The organism is Pandoraea sp. XJJ-1, assembly GCF_026802345.1.
GTDB lineage: Bacteria > Pseudomonadota > Gammaproteobacteria > Burkholderiales > Burkholderiaceae > Pandoraea > Pandoraea cepalis.
Genome location: NZ_CP113827.1, coordinates 5,317,322 through 5,331,472, shown reverse-complemented (window position 1 = coordinate 5,331,472; position 14,151 = coordinate 5,317,322). Strand labels below are relative to the sequence as shown.

The 14,151-nt window shown below is 64.5% G+C and carries 11 protein-coding genes; 3 read left to right on the top strand and 8 right to left on the bottom strand.

Features of this window, described 5'->3' with window-relative positions:
* The first annotated feature begins 195 nt into the window (after positions 1–195).
* On the top strand, positions 196–1,224 hold the full coding sequence (gene trpS, locus OYT13_RS24670; protein WP_017233850.1) for a tryptophan--tRNA ligase: 1,029 nt from the start codon (positions 196–198) through the stop codon (positions 1,222–1,224).
* 101 nt (positions 1,225–1,325) lie between these two features.
* On the opposite strand, the gene OYT13_RS24665 is transcribed toward trpS, so the two are convergent.
* The 7 genes from OYT13_RS24665 to OYT13_RS24635 form a co-directional block, all read right to left on the bottom strand.
* Positions 1,326–1,688, bottom strand: a complete 363-nt coding sequence (locus OYT13_RS24665) for a hypothetical protein (protein WP_268567076.1) — start codon at positions 1,686–1,688, stop codon at positions 1,326–1,328.
* Between the two features lie 54 nt (positions 1,689–1,742).
* Complete coding sequence (locus OYT13_RS24660) at positions 1,743–2,915, bottom strand: hypothetical protein (RefSeq protein ID WP_268567075.1); 1,173 nt, start codon at positions 2,913–2,915, stop codon at positions 1,743–1,745.
* Between the two features lie 228 nt (positions 2,916–3,143).
* Positions 3,144–4,376 (bottom strand): metal-dependent hydrolase family protein, encoded by a 1,233-nt coding sequence (locus OYT13_RS24655; RefSeq protein ID WP_268567074.1) that lies wholly within the window; start codon positions 4,374–4,376, stop codon positions 3,144–3,146.
* A gap of 64 nt (positions 4,377–4,440) precedes the next feature.
* Positions 4,441–5,721 (bottom strand): MFS transporter, encoded by a 1,281-nt coding sequence (locus OYT13_RS24650; RefSeq protein WP_017233846.1) that lies wholly within the window; start codon positions 5,719–5,721, stop codon positions 4,441–4,443.
* A 225-nt stretch (positions 5,722–5,946) separates the two neighbouring features.
* The gene (locus OYT13_RS24645; protein ID WP_017233845.1) at positions 5,947–6,849 is read right to left on the bottom strand and encodes a LysR substrate-binding domain-containing protein; all 903 of its coding nucleotides are present in this window, start codon (positions 6,847–6,849) and stop codon (positions 5,947–5,949) included.
* A 38-nt stretch (positions 6,850–6,887) separates the two neighbouring features.
* Positions 6,888–8,276 carry a class II fumarate hydratase gene (gene fumC / locus OYT13_RS24640; RefSeq protein WP_254441097.1) on the bottom strand — a complete coding sequence of 463 codons (1,389 nt, stop codon included), beginning with the start codon at positions 8,274–8,276 and terminating at the stop codon, positions 6,888–6,890.
* Positions 8,277–8,504: 228 nt separating this feature from the next.
* Positions 8,505–9,380: a LysR family transcriptional regulator gene (locus OYT13_RS24635; protein WP_017233843.1), complete on the bottom strand. Its 876-nt coding sequence runs from the start codon at positions 9,378–9,380 to the stop codon at positions 8,505–8,507.
* Positions 9,381–9,595: 215 nt separating this feature from the next.
* Here OYT13_RS24635 and OYT13_RS24630 point away from each other — a divergent pair, with 215 nt between their 5' ends.
* Entirely contained in the window at positions 9,596–11,104 is a 1,509-nt protein-coding gene (locus tag OYT13_RS24630; RefSeq protein WP_268567073.1) for a CoA-acylating methylmalonate-semialdehyde dehydrogenase, read from the top strand.
* Between the two features lie 167 nt (positions 11,105–11,271).
* Complete coding sequence (locus OYT13_RS24625) at positions 11,272–12,906, top strand: GMC family oxidoreductase (RefSeq protein ID WP_268567072.1); 1,635 nt, start codon at positions 11,272–11,274, stop codon at positions 12,904–12,906.
* On the opposite strand, the gene OYT13_RS24620 is transcribed toward OYT13_RS24625, so the two are convergent.
* On the bottom strand, positions 12,848–14,023 hold the full coding sequence (locus OYT13_RS24620) for an MFS transporter (protein ID WP_268567071.1): 1,176 nt from the start codon (positions 14,021–14,023) through the stop codon (positions 12,848–12,850). The genes OYT13_RS24625 and OYT13_RS24620 overlap by 59 nt on opposite strands.
* Positions 14,024–14,151 lie beyond the last annotated feature (128 nt).

Here is a 14,151-nt window from a genome sequence, read left to right as displayed (position 1 = left end):
TGGGGGCGGCAAACGTAGTTGCGCCTTGCGGCGGGTGTGTTTCTGTACCGCCATCCCGCCGACGCGCTACCATTCGGGGGTTACGGTTGACGCAACGGGGTGAGCCGGATGCCGGCGGTGGCGTTGCGACGGGAGGCCGTCCATCGCGCACGGAGCATCGGGGCTCGCCATAAGCGCTTGAATACGGAGAGGAAAATGAGTGTTTCGAAGGCACCTGCGGATCGCAAGGTGATCCTCACGGGTGACCGCCCGACGGGGCCGCTGCATCTGGGCCACTATGTCGGCAGTCTGAAGAACCGCGTGGCGTATCAGCACGAATACAAACAGTTCATCCTGGTCGCCGACGCGCAGGCGTTGACGGACAACACCGACGATCGTGGCAAGGTACACCGCAACGTCTCGGAAGTGGCGCTCGACTATTTGGCCGTCGGCATCGACCCCAGCGTGACGACCATCTGCGTGCAGACGTGGCTACCCGAATTGACCGAACTCACGTTCTACTACCTGAACCTCGTGACCGTGGCGCGCCTGGAGCGCAATCCGACCGTCAAGCAGGAGATCGGCCTGCGCAACTTCGAGCGCGATATTCCGGCGGGCTTCCTCACGTATCCGGTCAGTCAGGCGGCCGACATCACGGCGTTTCGGGCAACGCTCGTGCCGGTCGGCGAAGACCAGTTGCCGATGATCGAGCAGACCAACGAAATCGTGCGCCGTCTGAATCGTTTGGCCGATCGCGAGATCCTGGTCGAAGCGAAGGCACTGGTGCCGCCGATCGGGCGTCTGCCGGGCATCGACGGCAAGGCCAAGATGAGCAAGTCGCTGGGCAACGTGATCAACATTTCGTCGACGCCGGACGAGATCCGTGCCGCCGTGAAGAAGTGCTACACCGATCCGCTGCATCTGAAGGTGGAAGATCCGGGGCATCTGGAAGGCAATGTGGCATTCGCGTACCTCGACGCCTTCGACGAAGACAAGGAAGGCTTGCAGGCGCTCAAGGATCACTACGTGCGCGGCGGTCTGGCCGACTCGAAGGTGAAGGCGCGTCTGGAAGAGCGGTTGCAGGAGATGCTGCGCCCGATGCGTGAGCGTCGCGAGGAATTCGCCAAGAATCCGGAGTTCGTGTGGGACATGCTGCGCGCCGGTACGGAACGTGCGCGTGAGACGGTCTCGCAAACGCTTGAAGATGTGCGCTCGGTGTTCGTCACGCCCGGGTGGAAGAAATAAGGTCGCGCCGACCGCCGCGTCGGCGTCTTGCTGGAAGAGAAAAGCAGCCCGGTGAACTGCACCCCAAAAGTTGGACGTAAATCCAATCTTTGGGGTGTTTTTCATGGGCGCGGCAGCGGGCGAGGCGTTGTAGAGGGAGGCGTCTGTACGGCAGTTCTGGTCACACGGGCGGTCTCGCCGTTGGGACTCGATCCACACTGTGCCATGTCGTTCCTGAACGACTCGGCGCTGAGCAGGGGTTGCGCCTCGTCAGCGGATGCATCGTGCGCCGCAGCGCCCGCGTTCGCCTGACGGACGAGGCGCTCGACGCGGGACAGCGCCGCATTCTGCAGGCTCAGCAGTTCCGCGAGGCCGCTTTCCGCCTCCGTCAGGGCGTCCCTGATCTGCCCTTGCGCGGCGAGTGTCCGATAGCGTTGCGCCAAATCGACGGTGGGCGCGGCAGATACGTACTTGATTGGACGCATGGTGATTTTGTCTCCTCGTGTTGAATGAACCCTCGCCGAGCCAACGGCTCGCCGTCAAAGCCGGGTATTCCCAAACGTGTGATCGAGATGCTCGAGATTCTCGTTGAGCACGCGTTGATTGCGTGTGGTGCGCGCAATGTCACGACTGAGCTCGTCGAGACGCGCCTGTATCTCGGTGGTCGCCCCCGATTGATGCGCACTGTGCCGCGCATCCAGCCCGCGATTGACGGCGTCGTTCAGGTTCTTGATCGCTGTGATCTCGTTCGATAGCTTGCCCCAGCCGCGATTGCGGGCATAACCGAAGACGTTGAATATCCCGTTGCAGGCCGTCAACACACCGGCCGCCGTTGAGGCGAGCTTCAACCCCAGCGCGAGACCGACGATTGCGGGCAGCAACCCGGGAAGCACCGCCGACGCGACCCCTAACGAGACCGTGATGACCAGGAACGAGACGAGAATCAGGATTCTTGTCTTCCATCTCCGCTTCTCTCCCGGGATGGCGGCCTGGGCCTCGGTCAGATAGTGGTTGATCAGCGGCTCGGACTTGCTCAACAGATCGCCCGTCACCACGAACGCCGCGTATAGCTCTGCCTTCGCTTGTCGAAGCGCTGCCGGCGTCATCTCCGCGTTCTCCAGGGCCCGCTGCTGGTCCTCCAGAACCCGTCGCGCCGATGTCGTGCCCACCATCGTGTCGAGCGCGGCTTTCAAATGACGGAGCGCGTCGAACCCCGCCTTCGCTTTCGGCGTCAGTTGTGCCGTGTCGGAGATCGATTGTTGCGCGTCGACGCGCTTGGATGACGTGAACGACAGATCGCGTGCCTTGCCGATTTTCACGATGGCCTTCTCGAACTGGTCGATCAGTGCATCGATGCCGAGAATATCGGACGCTGCGTGCGTCGAGATGGTTTCCGACAGTCGCGCGATGGCGTCGTACTCGCCGGACAGTTTGCCCCGGACCGCTGCGGGGCTGACCGCTTGCGCCGCCGCATCCCAGTCGCGCTTGATCGCGGCCAGGTTGGCGACAATGTCGGCCCGGAGCGTTTCGATCGTGGGTAAGGTATCGGCGCCAGCGGTGGCCGACGAGGCCAATCCAGGGGCTGGCGCATGCTGCCGAACCCCGACCTGTTTCCATTCGGACCCGGGCGTTGGCGATAAGGGCTTGGCGACACGCCCGCCAAAGGCGGTATCGAAGCCTAATGACAGGTAGGATGGCGGAGCGAGCTTCATGGGTAGACACCTTCTGCGCGACATTGCGAGGAGTCTATGCAGCGGTGCCCGGCCGCGCTTTTCATTCGCGCGTCGAATTGTCGGAATCGGGGTATCGAGGCACCACCGGCAACGACTGCTTACGCAACAAAAAAACGCCGCGATGTGCGAGACATCGCGGCGCTTCGTTTTCCGCCCACCGCGAACGCGCTTGCGCGTGTTGCCGGGCGGCGGCTCCGGTGATTGCGGTTATTCCGGCTGCTTGGCGACCTTGCCGTCCTTGAAGACCCAGCGGATGTTTTCGCCCTGGCCGTTCAGCACCTCGATGGATTCGAGCGGATTCCCCTCGACGACCAGCACGTCGGCCAGCGCGCCCGGTGCGATCACACCCAGCTCGCCCGCGCGATTCAGAATCTCCGCACCGATGACCGTTGCCGAGCGAAGCGCTTCGGCGGCCCCCAGCACGTCGGCACGGATCGTCAGCTCGTCGGACTGGTACTTGTGCATGTCGCCGAGCAGGTCGGAGCCGAAGCCCATCTTCACGCCGGCGTCGCGATAGATCGTAAGCGATTCGCGACCGGCGCGCTGCACACTCTCCACCTTGGCCACCGACTCCGGCGGCAGGCCCAGCGACGCGCCGTCCTTGGCCAGCGCGTCGTAGGTGACCAGCGTCGGCACCACATAAGCCCCTTTCTCCGCCATGAGCTTTGCCGTCTCGGCGTCGCAAAGATTGCCGTGCTCGATGGTACGCACGCCACAGCGCACAGCGCGGGCAATCGCCCGCGGGGTGTAGGCGTGGGCCATCACATAGGTTTGCGCCGCCTCCGCTTCCGCGACCGCTGCGCGGATCTCGTCTTCCGAGTATTGCGTGTTGGCAATGGGATCGACCGGCGACGCCACGCCCCCCGAGGCCATCAGCTTGATCTGCGTGGCGCCTTTCTGAATCTCCTCGCGCACGGCGAGGCGGATCGGATCGACGCCATCGACGACGCGCCCGATCGCCCCCGCGCGAAACGCGCACGAGCACGGCTCCAGCGTGTCGCTGCGGGGACGGAAGTCGCCATGCCCGCCCGTCTGCGAGAGCGCCTTGCCCGACGGGAAAATGCGCGGCCCGGGAATCACGCCCTGCTCGATGGCCTGTTGCAACGCCCAATCGGCGCCGCCGGCGTCACGCACGGTTGTGAAGCCGCGATTGAGCATGCCCTGCATGATCGGCAGTGACTTGAGCACGGTGAGCACGTTCGGCTGGCTGGCGTTCGTGCCGAGGTTGGGATGCGACGCGAGCACGTGCACGTGGCAGTCGATCATGCCGGGCATGACGGTCTTGCCGGTGACGTCGATCACCGTCGCGCCGTCGATGTCGAGCGGCGTGGCGCTGAGCGCCGCAATGCGATTGCCCTCAATAACTACGTCGTGACGCTCGAGCAGACGGCCGGCGGCTGCATCGAGCACATTGCCGCCGCGAAGCAGGGTAACGGACATGGGGGGATTCCTTGAAAAAATGCATAAGGCGCGCCGGTGAGGGCGCGCCCGGACGACAGGGGACTCAGGCCTTGGGCAGCGGCTTCACGAAGCACGTGCCGACGAGGCTGATGGCCGCCGCGACGATCACGTAGATGGCCGGCGCCATGTTGCTGCCCGTGCGGGCAATCAGCCACGTGATGATGAGCGCGGCGAAGCCGCCAAAGATCGTCACCGCGAAGTTATAGGCTACTGACAGACCCGTCGAGAGCACCTTCGCGGGGAACATCTCGGAGAACGCCGCGAGAATCGGGCCGGTATAGCAAGCGATGAGCAGGCCGAACACGATCTGGAACATCAGCAGCGAGTGCAGGCCAGGGGCCACGTTCAGGTACGTGAACATCGGCCATGCCAGCAGCAGGATCAGCAGGGCCGATCCCGACAGGAACGGACGGCGTCCGTAGCGATCCGCCAGACGTCCCACCACCGGCGCGAACACGAGAATCATCGCGCCGCCGACCATGCCCGCCGTGAAGCCATCGGAGGCCTGCAGCTTGAGCACGCGCTGGGCATACGTCGGCATGTAGAACAGCAGCACGTAAGTGCAGATCGTCCACAGCACAACCATGGAGAAGCTGGCGAGTGTCTCGCGCGGATACTGCGAGAGCACGTCGCGCAACGGCGTATCGGACTTCTCGGCGTGCTGGAACGTCGGCGTTTCGTCGATCTTGTGACGGATGTAGAAGCCGACCGGGCCGATGAGCATGCCCACGAGGAACGGCACGCGCCAGCCCCAGGACACGAGCGAGGCGTGATCGAGTTCCGTTGTCACGAACGTGCCCACGGCCGCGCCGAGCAGCACGGCGAAGCCAATGCTCGACTGAATCCAGGCCGAGTAATAGGCGCGCTGATTGGCGGGTGCGTACTCGGTCAGGAAGGCCGTTGCGCCGCCCATTTCGCCGCCGGCCGAGAAGCCTTGCAGCAAACGCGCCAGCACGATGATGAGGGGCGCGCCCAGGCCGATCTGATCGTAGGTCGGGGCCAGGCCGATCATCGCGGTGCCGGCGGCCATGAGCAGAATGGTGAGCGACAGGGCCGCCTTGCGGCCCACGCGGTCGGAATAGATGCCGAGCACGATGCCGCCGACCGGGCGCATGAAGAAGCCCACGCCGAACGTGGCCACGGCCAGCAGAAACGACGACAGATCGTCGCCGGTGGGGAAGAATTGCTTCGCGATGATGGCCGCGAAGAAACTGTACACGGTGAAGTCGAACCACTCGAGACCGTTGCCGATCACCGTCGCCACGATCGCGTGACGGCGCTGACGGGCCAGGTTCTGTTGAGGCACTGCCAAAGTCGCCTGCATCTGAGTCTCCCGAAAGATGGGTGGCGTCCGTTGCGTGCCTTGCGACTACGTCATACCGGTAATACGCCTGCTTTTATGTCGGATCACGTCTGCGCTCCCATCGGGATCGGCACACGTGCGCGGATAAGACACAAAGTAGTGCAGACAAAATGACAGGCCAAACGAAAATTCTGCATGTTGCCATGCGTGTGGCGCATGGCAACGGTCCGAAAGATGGCGTAACCCCTATGATGGGGAACAATATTCCGTGTAGATCCAGTTGCGGAAAATTCGCGCCGCAGCATGCTCGTGGCGCTCGGCAGGCCATACGAGATAGTAGCCGCCGCCCAGGCTGGCGGTCGCATGGCACGCCTGCACGAGCAGGCCCGCGTCGAGGCACGGATCGATCATGTGGCGCCATCCCATGACCAAACCGCCACCCTCGATCGCCATCTGCACGAGTAGCGGGTAGTAGTTCGCGCTCACCATGCGCGGAAACTTCGGTGCGTTCACCCCCTGCAGCTCGAACCAGTCGGTCCATGACATCCACTTGCGCTGGCCGTCTTCGATGAAGAGCAGCGTCTCGCCGACGAGATCGGCCGGCGTGAGCTGGCGCCCGCGCAAATAGGTGGGCGAGCAGACGGGAAACACTTCCTCGTCGAAGAGCCGCCGACCGGCGAAGTCCGGGGGCAGGTCGTTACGCACGTAATAGACGCCCAGATCGAACTCCGACGCGGACAGCGACGTCATGCCGTCTTTCACGATCACGCGAATCTTGATGTCGGGGTGCGCGGCGCGAAATCGCATGAGTTGGGGCGTCATCCACAACACCGCCACGCCCGATGAGCAGGCCACGGTGAGTTCCAGATCGCCGCGCCGCTTCATCAGGTCGGCGGTGGCTTCGGCGCACTCGCCGAGCAGGCGCTGGATCTGTTCGGCGTAGCGTTGCCCGGCCACCGTCAGGCGCAGCGTGCGATGCTCGCGCGTGAACAGCGCGCGCCCGAGGAATTCCTCGAGCTGCGCGATTTGCCGGCTCACGGCGCTTTGCGTGAGATTGAGTTCGACGGCGGCCCGCGTGAAGCTCGCGTGCCGCACGGCTGCATCGAAAGCAATCAGGCAATGCAGCGGCGGCAACGGCGAGATGGGCATGCGTGGTGACGAAGTGACGGGTGAGGGCGCGCGCGAAATCAGCGCTTGCCGACCATTTGCTCGGGGCGAACCCAGGCGTCGAACTGCTCGGCCGTGACGTGGCCCAGCGCGAGGGCGGCCGCCTTGAGCGTGGTGCCTTCCTTGTGCGCCTTCTTGGCGATCTGCGCAGCCTTGTCGTACCCGATGTGCGGGTTGAGCGCGGTCACGAGCATGAGCGACTCTTCGAGCAGCGTGCCGATGCGCGCCCGGTTCGGTTCGATGCCGATGGCGCAGTTGTCGTCGAAGCTCACCGCACCGTCGGCCAGCACGCGCACGCTTTGCAGGAAGTTGTGGATGAGCATCGGCTTGAACACATTCAGCTCGAAGTTGCCCATCGAGCCGCCGATGTTGATCGCCACGTCGTTGCCGAGCACCTGGGCGCACAGCATCGTCATCGCTTCGCATTGGGTCGGATTGACCTTGCCCGGCATGATCGAGCTGCCCGGTTCGTTTTCCGGAATCATCAGCTCGCCAATGCCGCAGCGCGGGCCGCTGGCCAGCCAGCGCACGTCGTTGGCGATCTTCATCAGGCTGGCGGCGAGCGTCTTGAGCGTGCCGTGCGCGTTGACGATGGCGTCGTTGGCGGCCAGCGCTTCGAACTTGTTCGGCGCGGTGACGAACGGCAGGCCGGTGTCGCGCGCGAGCGTGGCGGCTACTTGCCTGGCGAATTCCGGATGCGCGTTCAGGCCCGTGCCCACGGCCGTGCCGCCGAGCGCGAGTTCCGCCACGTGGGGCAGGGCGTCGTCGACGTGCTTCAGGCCGTGGTCGATCTGCGCGACCCACCCCGAGATTTCCTGGCCGAGCGTGAGCGGCGTGGCGTCCTGGAGGTGGGTGCGGCCGATCTTGACGATATCGTCATAAGCGCGGGCCTTGGCGGCGAGCGTGTCGCGCAGTTGGCCGACCCCGGGCTTCAGGTGATTGACGAGGGCGTCGAGGGCGGCCACGCTCATGGCCGTCGGGAATACGTCGTTCGACGACTGGCCTTTGTTCACGTCGTCGTTGGGGTGCACGAGACGCGTTTCGCCGCGCACGCCGCCGAGCAGTTCGCTGGCGCGGTTCGCAAGCACTTCGTTCATGTTCATGTTCGACTGCGTGCCCGAGCCGGTTTGCCACACGGCCAGCGGGAATTCGTCGTCATGCTGACCGGCGATGACTTCGTCGGCGGCCTGGATGATGGCGTCGGCCTTCTTCGCGTCGAGCACGCCCAGGCCCTTGTTGACCTCGGCGGCGGCGCGCTTCACGCGAGCGAGCGCGCGCACGAGTTCGCGCGGCATCTTCTCGGTGGAAATCTTGAAGTTCTGCAGCGAGCGCTGCGTTTGCGCACCCCAGAGACGATCGGCGGGTACCGCAATTTCGCCGAAGGTATCGCGTTCCATTCTCACAGACATGATCGACTCCTCGAAGACAGAGTTAAATTCTAGAGCTTTCACCGGGATCCGGCATGGCAGCGTCTTCCGGGATGCACCACGAAGTGGGCGTGAATCGCGGGACAGGGGGGCTTTTCGAAGGTTTGGAACCCGATGGCCCGAGCCACGAATTATGCGCCCCAACCGGGGGTAGAGGGCGCGGGGCGTCGGGCGTTGGGCGAGGGCGTGCCGTAGCCGTTGCTCGCGCGCTCAGGCCCAGACCGCCGTCACCAATTGCAAGGCGGCGGCGATGGCGGGTTCGTCGCGTCGCGAGGCCAGCGTGACGAACGTGAGTTCCGTCGGCACGCTCACGCCGTCAGCGATCACCAGACCATGGGCGTGCGCCTCGCGCAACGCGATCGAGTCGCGCACGAGCGACAGCCCGACGCCCGACTTCACCAGATCGAGCATCGACGGCTCCTGATCCACTTCCGCCACCTTCGTGGGCGACACGCCCAGAGCGCCGAAGCGTTCAGAGAGCAGGCGGTTGTGGGCCGATTCGGGGGGCGTCCAGATCCACGGCAACGCGGCGAGTTCGCGCCATCCGCGCCGGGCCACGCGCTCGCGCCAGCCGGCGGGTGCCAGCACCTGATACGAGAACGGCGTGAGCGTGATGGCGTGAAAGCGCTCGGGGTCAGGCAGGCCGAGATAGAAGCCGACGTCGAGTTCGCCGCGCCCCAGTTGTTGCAGCACCGATCCGGACATCCCCTGACGCAGCGCCGTCTCGATCTGCGGATATGACTCGACCAGCCGTTTGAGAAAGGCGCCCAGCCGGGTGAATTCGGGGTCGAGAATCGTGCCAATGCGCAGCCGTCCGCGCACCGTGTCGCGCATCGCACCGGCCGCCTGCTGCAGATCGGCCAGCGCGGCGAGCATGCGCTCGGCCAGCGGCAACAGGGCCTGTGCGTCGCGCGTGAGCGCCAACCCCTGCGCCGTGCGTGTGAAGAGCGTGAGCCGCAGCGCCTCCTGGAGCGCCTTCGCCTGCAGGCTGACCGCCGGTTGCGTCAGATGCAGGCGTTGCGCGGCGCGCGTGAGGTTGCCCTCGTGGGCGATGGCGACAAACGCGCGAAGATGGGCGAGTTCCATGGAGGACATTCACGGGCGGCGCCCGAGGCGTGGATTATCGAGAAAGGGAGAGCAACATAAGTGAATCTTATATTGCTTTTGATAATTTCTCATTGGATTGTGTCGGTGCGCAGCAGTACGCTTGGGGCTTGATGTGGCGTGAGCCGTGGGGCGAGCGTCTGGCGAAACAGGCGGGGACCGTGTCACGGACCGGGCCGGATTGGGGAAAGACGAACATGAGCAATGCTGATATTCCGACGGTGCAACACTTCATCGGCGGTCGCCGCGTAGCGGGCGATGGCGAGCGTTTTAGCGACGTTTTCGATCCGGCGCAAGGCACCGTGAGTGCGCGCGTGGCGCTGGCTGGTGTCAACGACGTGAACGCCGCGGTGGCGGCGGCCAAGGCTGCGCTGCCATCGTGGGCGGACACGGCGCCGCTCAAGCGCGCCCGGGTGCTCTTCAAGTTCAAGGCGTTGCTCGACGAGCATCAGGACGAACTGGCACGCATTATCACGCGCGAGCACGGCAAGGTGTTCTCCGACGCGCGCGGCGAAGTCACGCGCGGTATCGAAGTTGTGGAATACGCCTGCGGTGCGCCGAGCCTGCTCATGGGCAAGCACAGCGACAATATCGGCGGCGGTATCGACAACTGGCATCTGCGTCAGCCCGTTGGCGTATGTGCGGGCATTACGCCGTTCAACTTCCCCGTGATGGTGCCGATGTGGATGTTCCCGATGGCGCTGGCGTGTGGCAATGCGTTCGTGCTCAAGCCGTCCGAGCGCGACCCGTCGGCCAGCTTGCTGATCGCCGAGTTGCTGCGCGAAGCGGGGTTGCCCGATGGCGTTTTCAACGTGGTGCAAGGGGACAAGGTCGCGGTCGACGCGCTGTTGGCGCATCCTGACGTCGACGCCCTGTCGTTCGTCGGTTCGACGCCGATTGCCGAGTACATCTATACCGAAGGCACGCGTCACGGCAAGCGAGTGCAGGCGCTCGGCGGCGCGAAGAATCACCTGGTGGTGATGCCCGACGCGAATCTCGATCAGGCGGTCGACGCGCTGATCGGTGCGGCCTACGGGTCGGCGGGCGAGCGCTGCATGGCGATTTCGGTCGCGGTGGCCGTGGGCCAGGTGGCGGATCGTCTGGTCGATGCGTTGGTGCCTCGTGTGAAGGCGTTGCGCGTGGGGCCGGGGGCGGACGAAGCCTCGGAAATGGGGCCGGTCGTCACGGGGGCGCACAAGGCGAAGATCGAGGGCTATATTGCCGATGGGGTGAGCGCGGGGGCCAAGCTGCTGGTCGACGGCCGCGGATTGCAGGTGCCGGGCCACGCGCAGGGGTTTTTCCTCGGCGGGACGCTGTTCGATCACGTCACGCCCGAAATGACGATCTATCGGGAAGAGATCTTCGGGCCAGTGCTGGCGGTGGTGCGTGTGCCGGATCTTGCGGCGGCCATCGACCTGGTCAATGGGCACGAATATGGCAATGGCGTTTCGTGCTTCACCAGCGACGGTGGCGTGGCGCGTGCGTTCTCGCGTCAGGTGAAGGTCGGCATGGTGGGCATCAATGTGCCGATTCCGGTGCCGATGGCGTGGCAGTCGTTCGGCGGCTGGAAGCGTTCGCTGTTTGGCGATCATCATGCGTATGGCGAGGAGGGCATTCGTTTCTACACGCGCTTCAAGAGTGTGATGCAGCGCTGGCCGGACAGCATCGCCAAGGGGGCGGAATTCACGATGCCGGTGGCGAAATAATCGAGTGCCGTGCGTATCGGCGCGCACCGGGGTGTCGCGCCGGATGTCGGACCTGACGACAAAAATGAACCCGGTGCGGGTGGCGACAGTCCATCCCACTCGGGTGCCGCACCAGTGTTGGCACCGCACCATGGCGAGTGCTGCGCCATCGACGGAGACAGGCGGGAATGAACAAGCAGGCAGCGAAGCCGGATCGCTTCGATTACATCATTGTGGGGGCCGGCTCGGCCGGTTGCGTGCTGGCCAATCGCCTCACGCAGGACCCCGACGTCACCGTGCTGTTGCTCGAAGCGGGCGGCAAGGATGACTATCACTGGATTCACATCCCCGTCGGCTATCTCTACTGCATCGGCAATCCGCGCACCGACTGGCTGTATCGCACGCAGGCCGAGGCAGGGCTGAACGGGCGTTCGCTCGCGTATCCGCGTGGGCGGGTGCTGGGCGGCAGCTCGTCGATCAACGGCATGATCTACATGCGCGGACAGCGTGAGGATTACGACGTGTGGGCCGACGCCACCGGTGACGATGGCTGGCGGTGGGACAACGTGCTGCCGCTCTTCAAGCGCAGCGAGGATCACTACAAGGGCGGTACGGCGTTTCACGGCAGCGGGGGCGAGTGGCGTGTCGAGAAGCAGCGCCTGTCGTGGCGCGTGCTCGATTCGTTTGCGGACGCCGCCGAGCAGGTGGGTATCCCCAAGACGGACGACTTCAATCAGGGCGACAACTTCGGCATTGGCTATTTCGAAGTGAATCAGCGGCGCGGTGTGCGCTGGAGTGCGGCCAAGGGGTTCTTGCGTCCGGCGTCGCAGCGGCCGAACCTGACGATCATCACGGGCGCGAGTGTGAGTCGCTTGCTGTTCGACGGCACACGCTGTACAGGCGTGGCGTATCGCGGCGGCAATGAGGACTTCACGGCGCTGGCGGGTGCCGAAGTGATTCTTGCGGCAGGGGCGGTGAATTCGCCGCATCTGCTGGAGGTCTCGGGCATTGGCGATGGCGAGCGTCTGCGCGGTTTCGGGATCGACGTCGTCTCGGACCTGCCGGGCGTGGGCGAGAACCTGCAAGACCATCTGCAATTGCGCACCGTGTACAAGTTGCGCGGGGTGCCGACCCTCAATCTCACCGCCAACAGTTGGTTCGGCAAGCTGAAGATCGGCATGCAATATGCGTTTGCGCAGCGCGGACCGATGAGCATGGCGCCGTCGCAATTGGGGGCGTTCGCTCGCAGTCGCGACGATATGGCGCGCCCCGATCTCGAATACCACGTACAGCCGTTGTCGCTGGAACGCTTTGGCGAACCGTTGCACAAGTTCAATGCGTTCACGGCGTCGGTGTGCAATCTGCGGCCGACGTCGCGCGGCCATGTCCATCTGAGCTCACCTGATGCGCGCGTTGCACCGAGCATCGCGCCGAATTATCTGTCGACGGAAGCGGATTTGCGCGTGGCGGCGGATGCCATCAAATTGACGCGCCGCATCGTGGGCGCACCGGCGTTCGCGCGCTATGAACCGCGCGAATATTTGCCGGGGCCATCGGTCCAGACCGACGCGGAGTTGAAGCGCGCGGCGGGCGACATCGGCACGACGATCTTTCATCCGGTGGGGACCTGCCGCATGGGCCGAGCGAACGATCCGGAGGCGGTCGTCGATGCGCAGTTGCGCGTGCGCGGCGTGCAGAACCTGCGCGTGGTCGATGCGTCGGTCATGCCGGTCATCACGTCGGGCAACACGAACTCGCCGACGATCATGATTGCCGAGCGCGCGAGCGACATGATTCGCGCGGCGCGCAAAGCAGGGCGGTGAGCGAGCACGTGATCAGCAGGCTGGCGAGTATCGCGAGTCGCGGCGGATCGACGGCCGTGATGACGAGCGTCAGGGTGCCCGCCATCGTGAAGCGGATGGCCCCTATCATGGCCGCAGCCGTGCCGGCGTGCGTCTCGAAGCGGGCCATCGCAAGCGTTGTGCTGGCGGGACGCACTGCGGACGCGCCGAACGTGACGATCAGCATGGGGATGAGTACGGTGACGACATGTATTCCAATCAGGACTCCCAGCAATGCCATCAGTCCACCCGCCATCGCCAGCAGCATGAATCCCGTGCGGATTTGATCGCGCGCGTCACGCACGCGGGCCATGCGTCCTGCCGCGAAGCCAGCCGCCACGTAGGTCAATCCGTAGATGGCGAGCATCTTCCCATAGGCGCTCGCTGAATACCCGAGGTCGTCGATGAAGATCGCAGGGGAGAGCATGATGAACGAGAAGTGGCAGACGAAGGCCATCGCGGCCTGGCTGGCGTAGATCATGAACTGGCGATGCCGCAGCATTTGTGCGTACAGCCGAACGTATTGCGCGAGGCCGGAATTCGTTTGCGGCATAGATGCCGGGAATCGAACCGCTGTGACAAAGCCCGTCAGGGCGCCCAGTCCTGCGAAGGACCAGAAAATGGCACGCCAGCCGGCGGCCTGCGTCAATGCCACGCCCACAAGTGGGGCGAGCGCGAGGCAGACACTCGCGAACGTGAGGGTGAAAATGCGCGCGCGCCATCCGGTCTCGCCGGGGAAGGCGTCTTGCAGAATAGCCTGGCAAAGCGCGAAGCCCGCGCAGCCTGCGCCCTGAACGATGCGAAAGGCGAAATGGATCTCGTACGTCGTGGCGCATGCGCTTCCGACGGCACCCATGCTCGCAAGCGTCAGGCTGCCGAGCAGCACGCGCTTTCGACCGAAGCGATCGGACATCGGGCCGACGATCAATTGCAGTCCTGAGAGTGTCAGCACCACATGGCCGACGATGGCGGCGATGGCGCGGACGTCGATCCGAAAGTCGAGCGCCATGGCTCCGAACGCGGGCAATGTGGCATCGAGCAGCAGCGCGCTGATCGCCGTGAGTGAACTGGTGAGCCAAAGGACTTCCGCGCTGCGCATATCGAATCGCTTCCGGGGAGAGCGTTCGATGCTGTCACGAAGCGACGCGGCGTAGTTTGGTGAAAATCCGATGATGACGGCGCCAGGCGCACTTTCCGGATTTCCGGATATTTACCTTAAAACTTACG

Excerpts from the sequence above, each read along its gene's own strand:
- trpS (WP_017233850.1), top strand. The coding sequence starts at position 196 with ATGAGTGTTTCGAAGGCACCTGCGGATCGCAAGGTGATCCTCACGGGT.
- OYT13_RS24650 (WP_017233846.1), bottom strand. The coding sequence starts at position 5,721 with ATGCAGGCGACTTTGGCAGTGCCTCAACAGAACCTGGCCCGTCAGCGC.
- OYT13_RS24655 (WP_268567074.1), bottom strand. The coding sequence starts at position 4,376 with ATGTCCGTTACCCTGCTTCGCGGCGGCAATGTGCTCGATGCAGCCGCC.
- OYT13_RS24660 (WP_268567075.1), bottom strand. The coding sequence starts at position 2,915 with ATGAAGCTCGCTCCGCCATCCTACCTGTCATTAGGCTTCGATACCGCC.
- OYT13_RS24665 (WP_268567076.1), bottom strand. The coding sequence starts at position 1,688 with ATGCGTCCAATCAAGTACGTATCTGCCGCGCCCACCGTCGATTTGGCG.
- OYT13_RS24635 (WP_017233843.1), bottom strand. The coding sequence starts at position 9,380 with ATGGAACTCGCCCATCTTCGCGCGTTTGTCGCCATCGCCCACGAGGGC.
- OYT13_RS24630 (WP_268567073.1), top strand. The coding sequence starts at position 9,596 with ATGAGCAATGCTGATATTCCGACGGTGCAACACTTCATCGGCGGTCGC.
- fumC (WP_254441097.1), bottom strand. The coding sequence starts at position 8,276 with ATGTCTGTGAGAATGGAACGCGATACCTTCGGCGAAATTGCGGTACCC.
- OYT13_RS24620 (WP_268567071.1), bottom strand. The coding sequence starts at position 14,023 with ATGCGCAGCGCGGAAGTCCTTTGGCTCACCAGTTCACTCACGGCGATC.
- OYT13_RS24645 (WP_017233845.1), bottom strand. The coding sequence starts at position 6,849 with ATGCCCATCTCGCCGTTGCCGCCGCTGCATTGCCTGATTGCTTTCGAT.
- OYT13_RS24625 (WP_268567072.1), top strand. The coding sequence starts at position 11,272 with ATGAACAAGCAGGCAGCGAAGCCGGATCGCTTCGATTACATCATTGTG.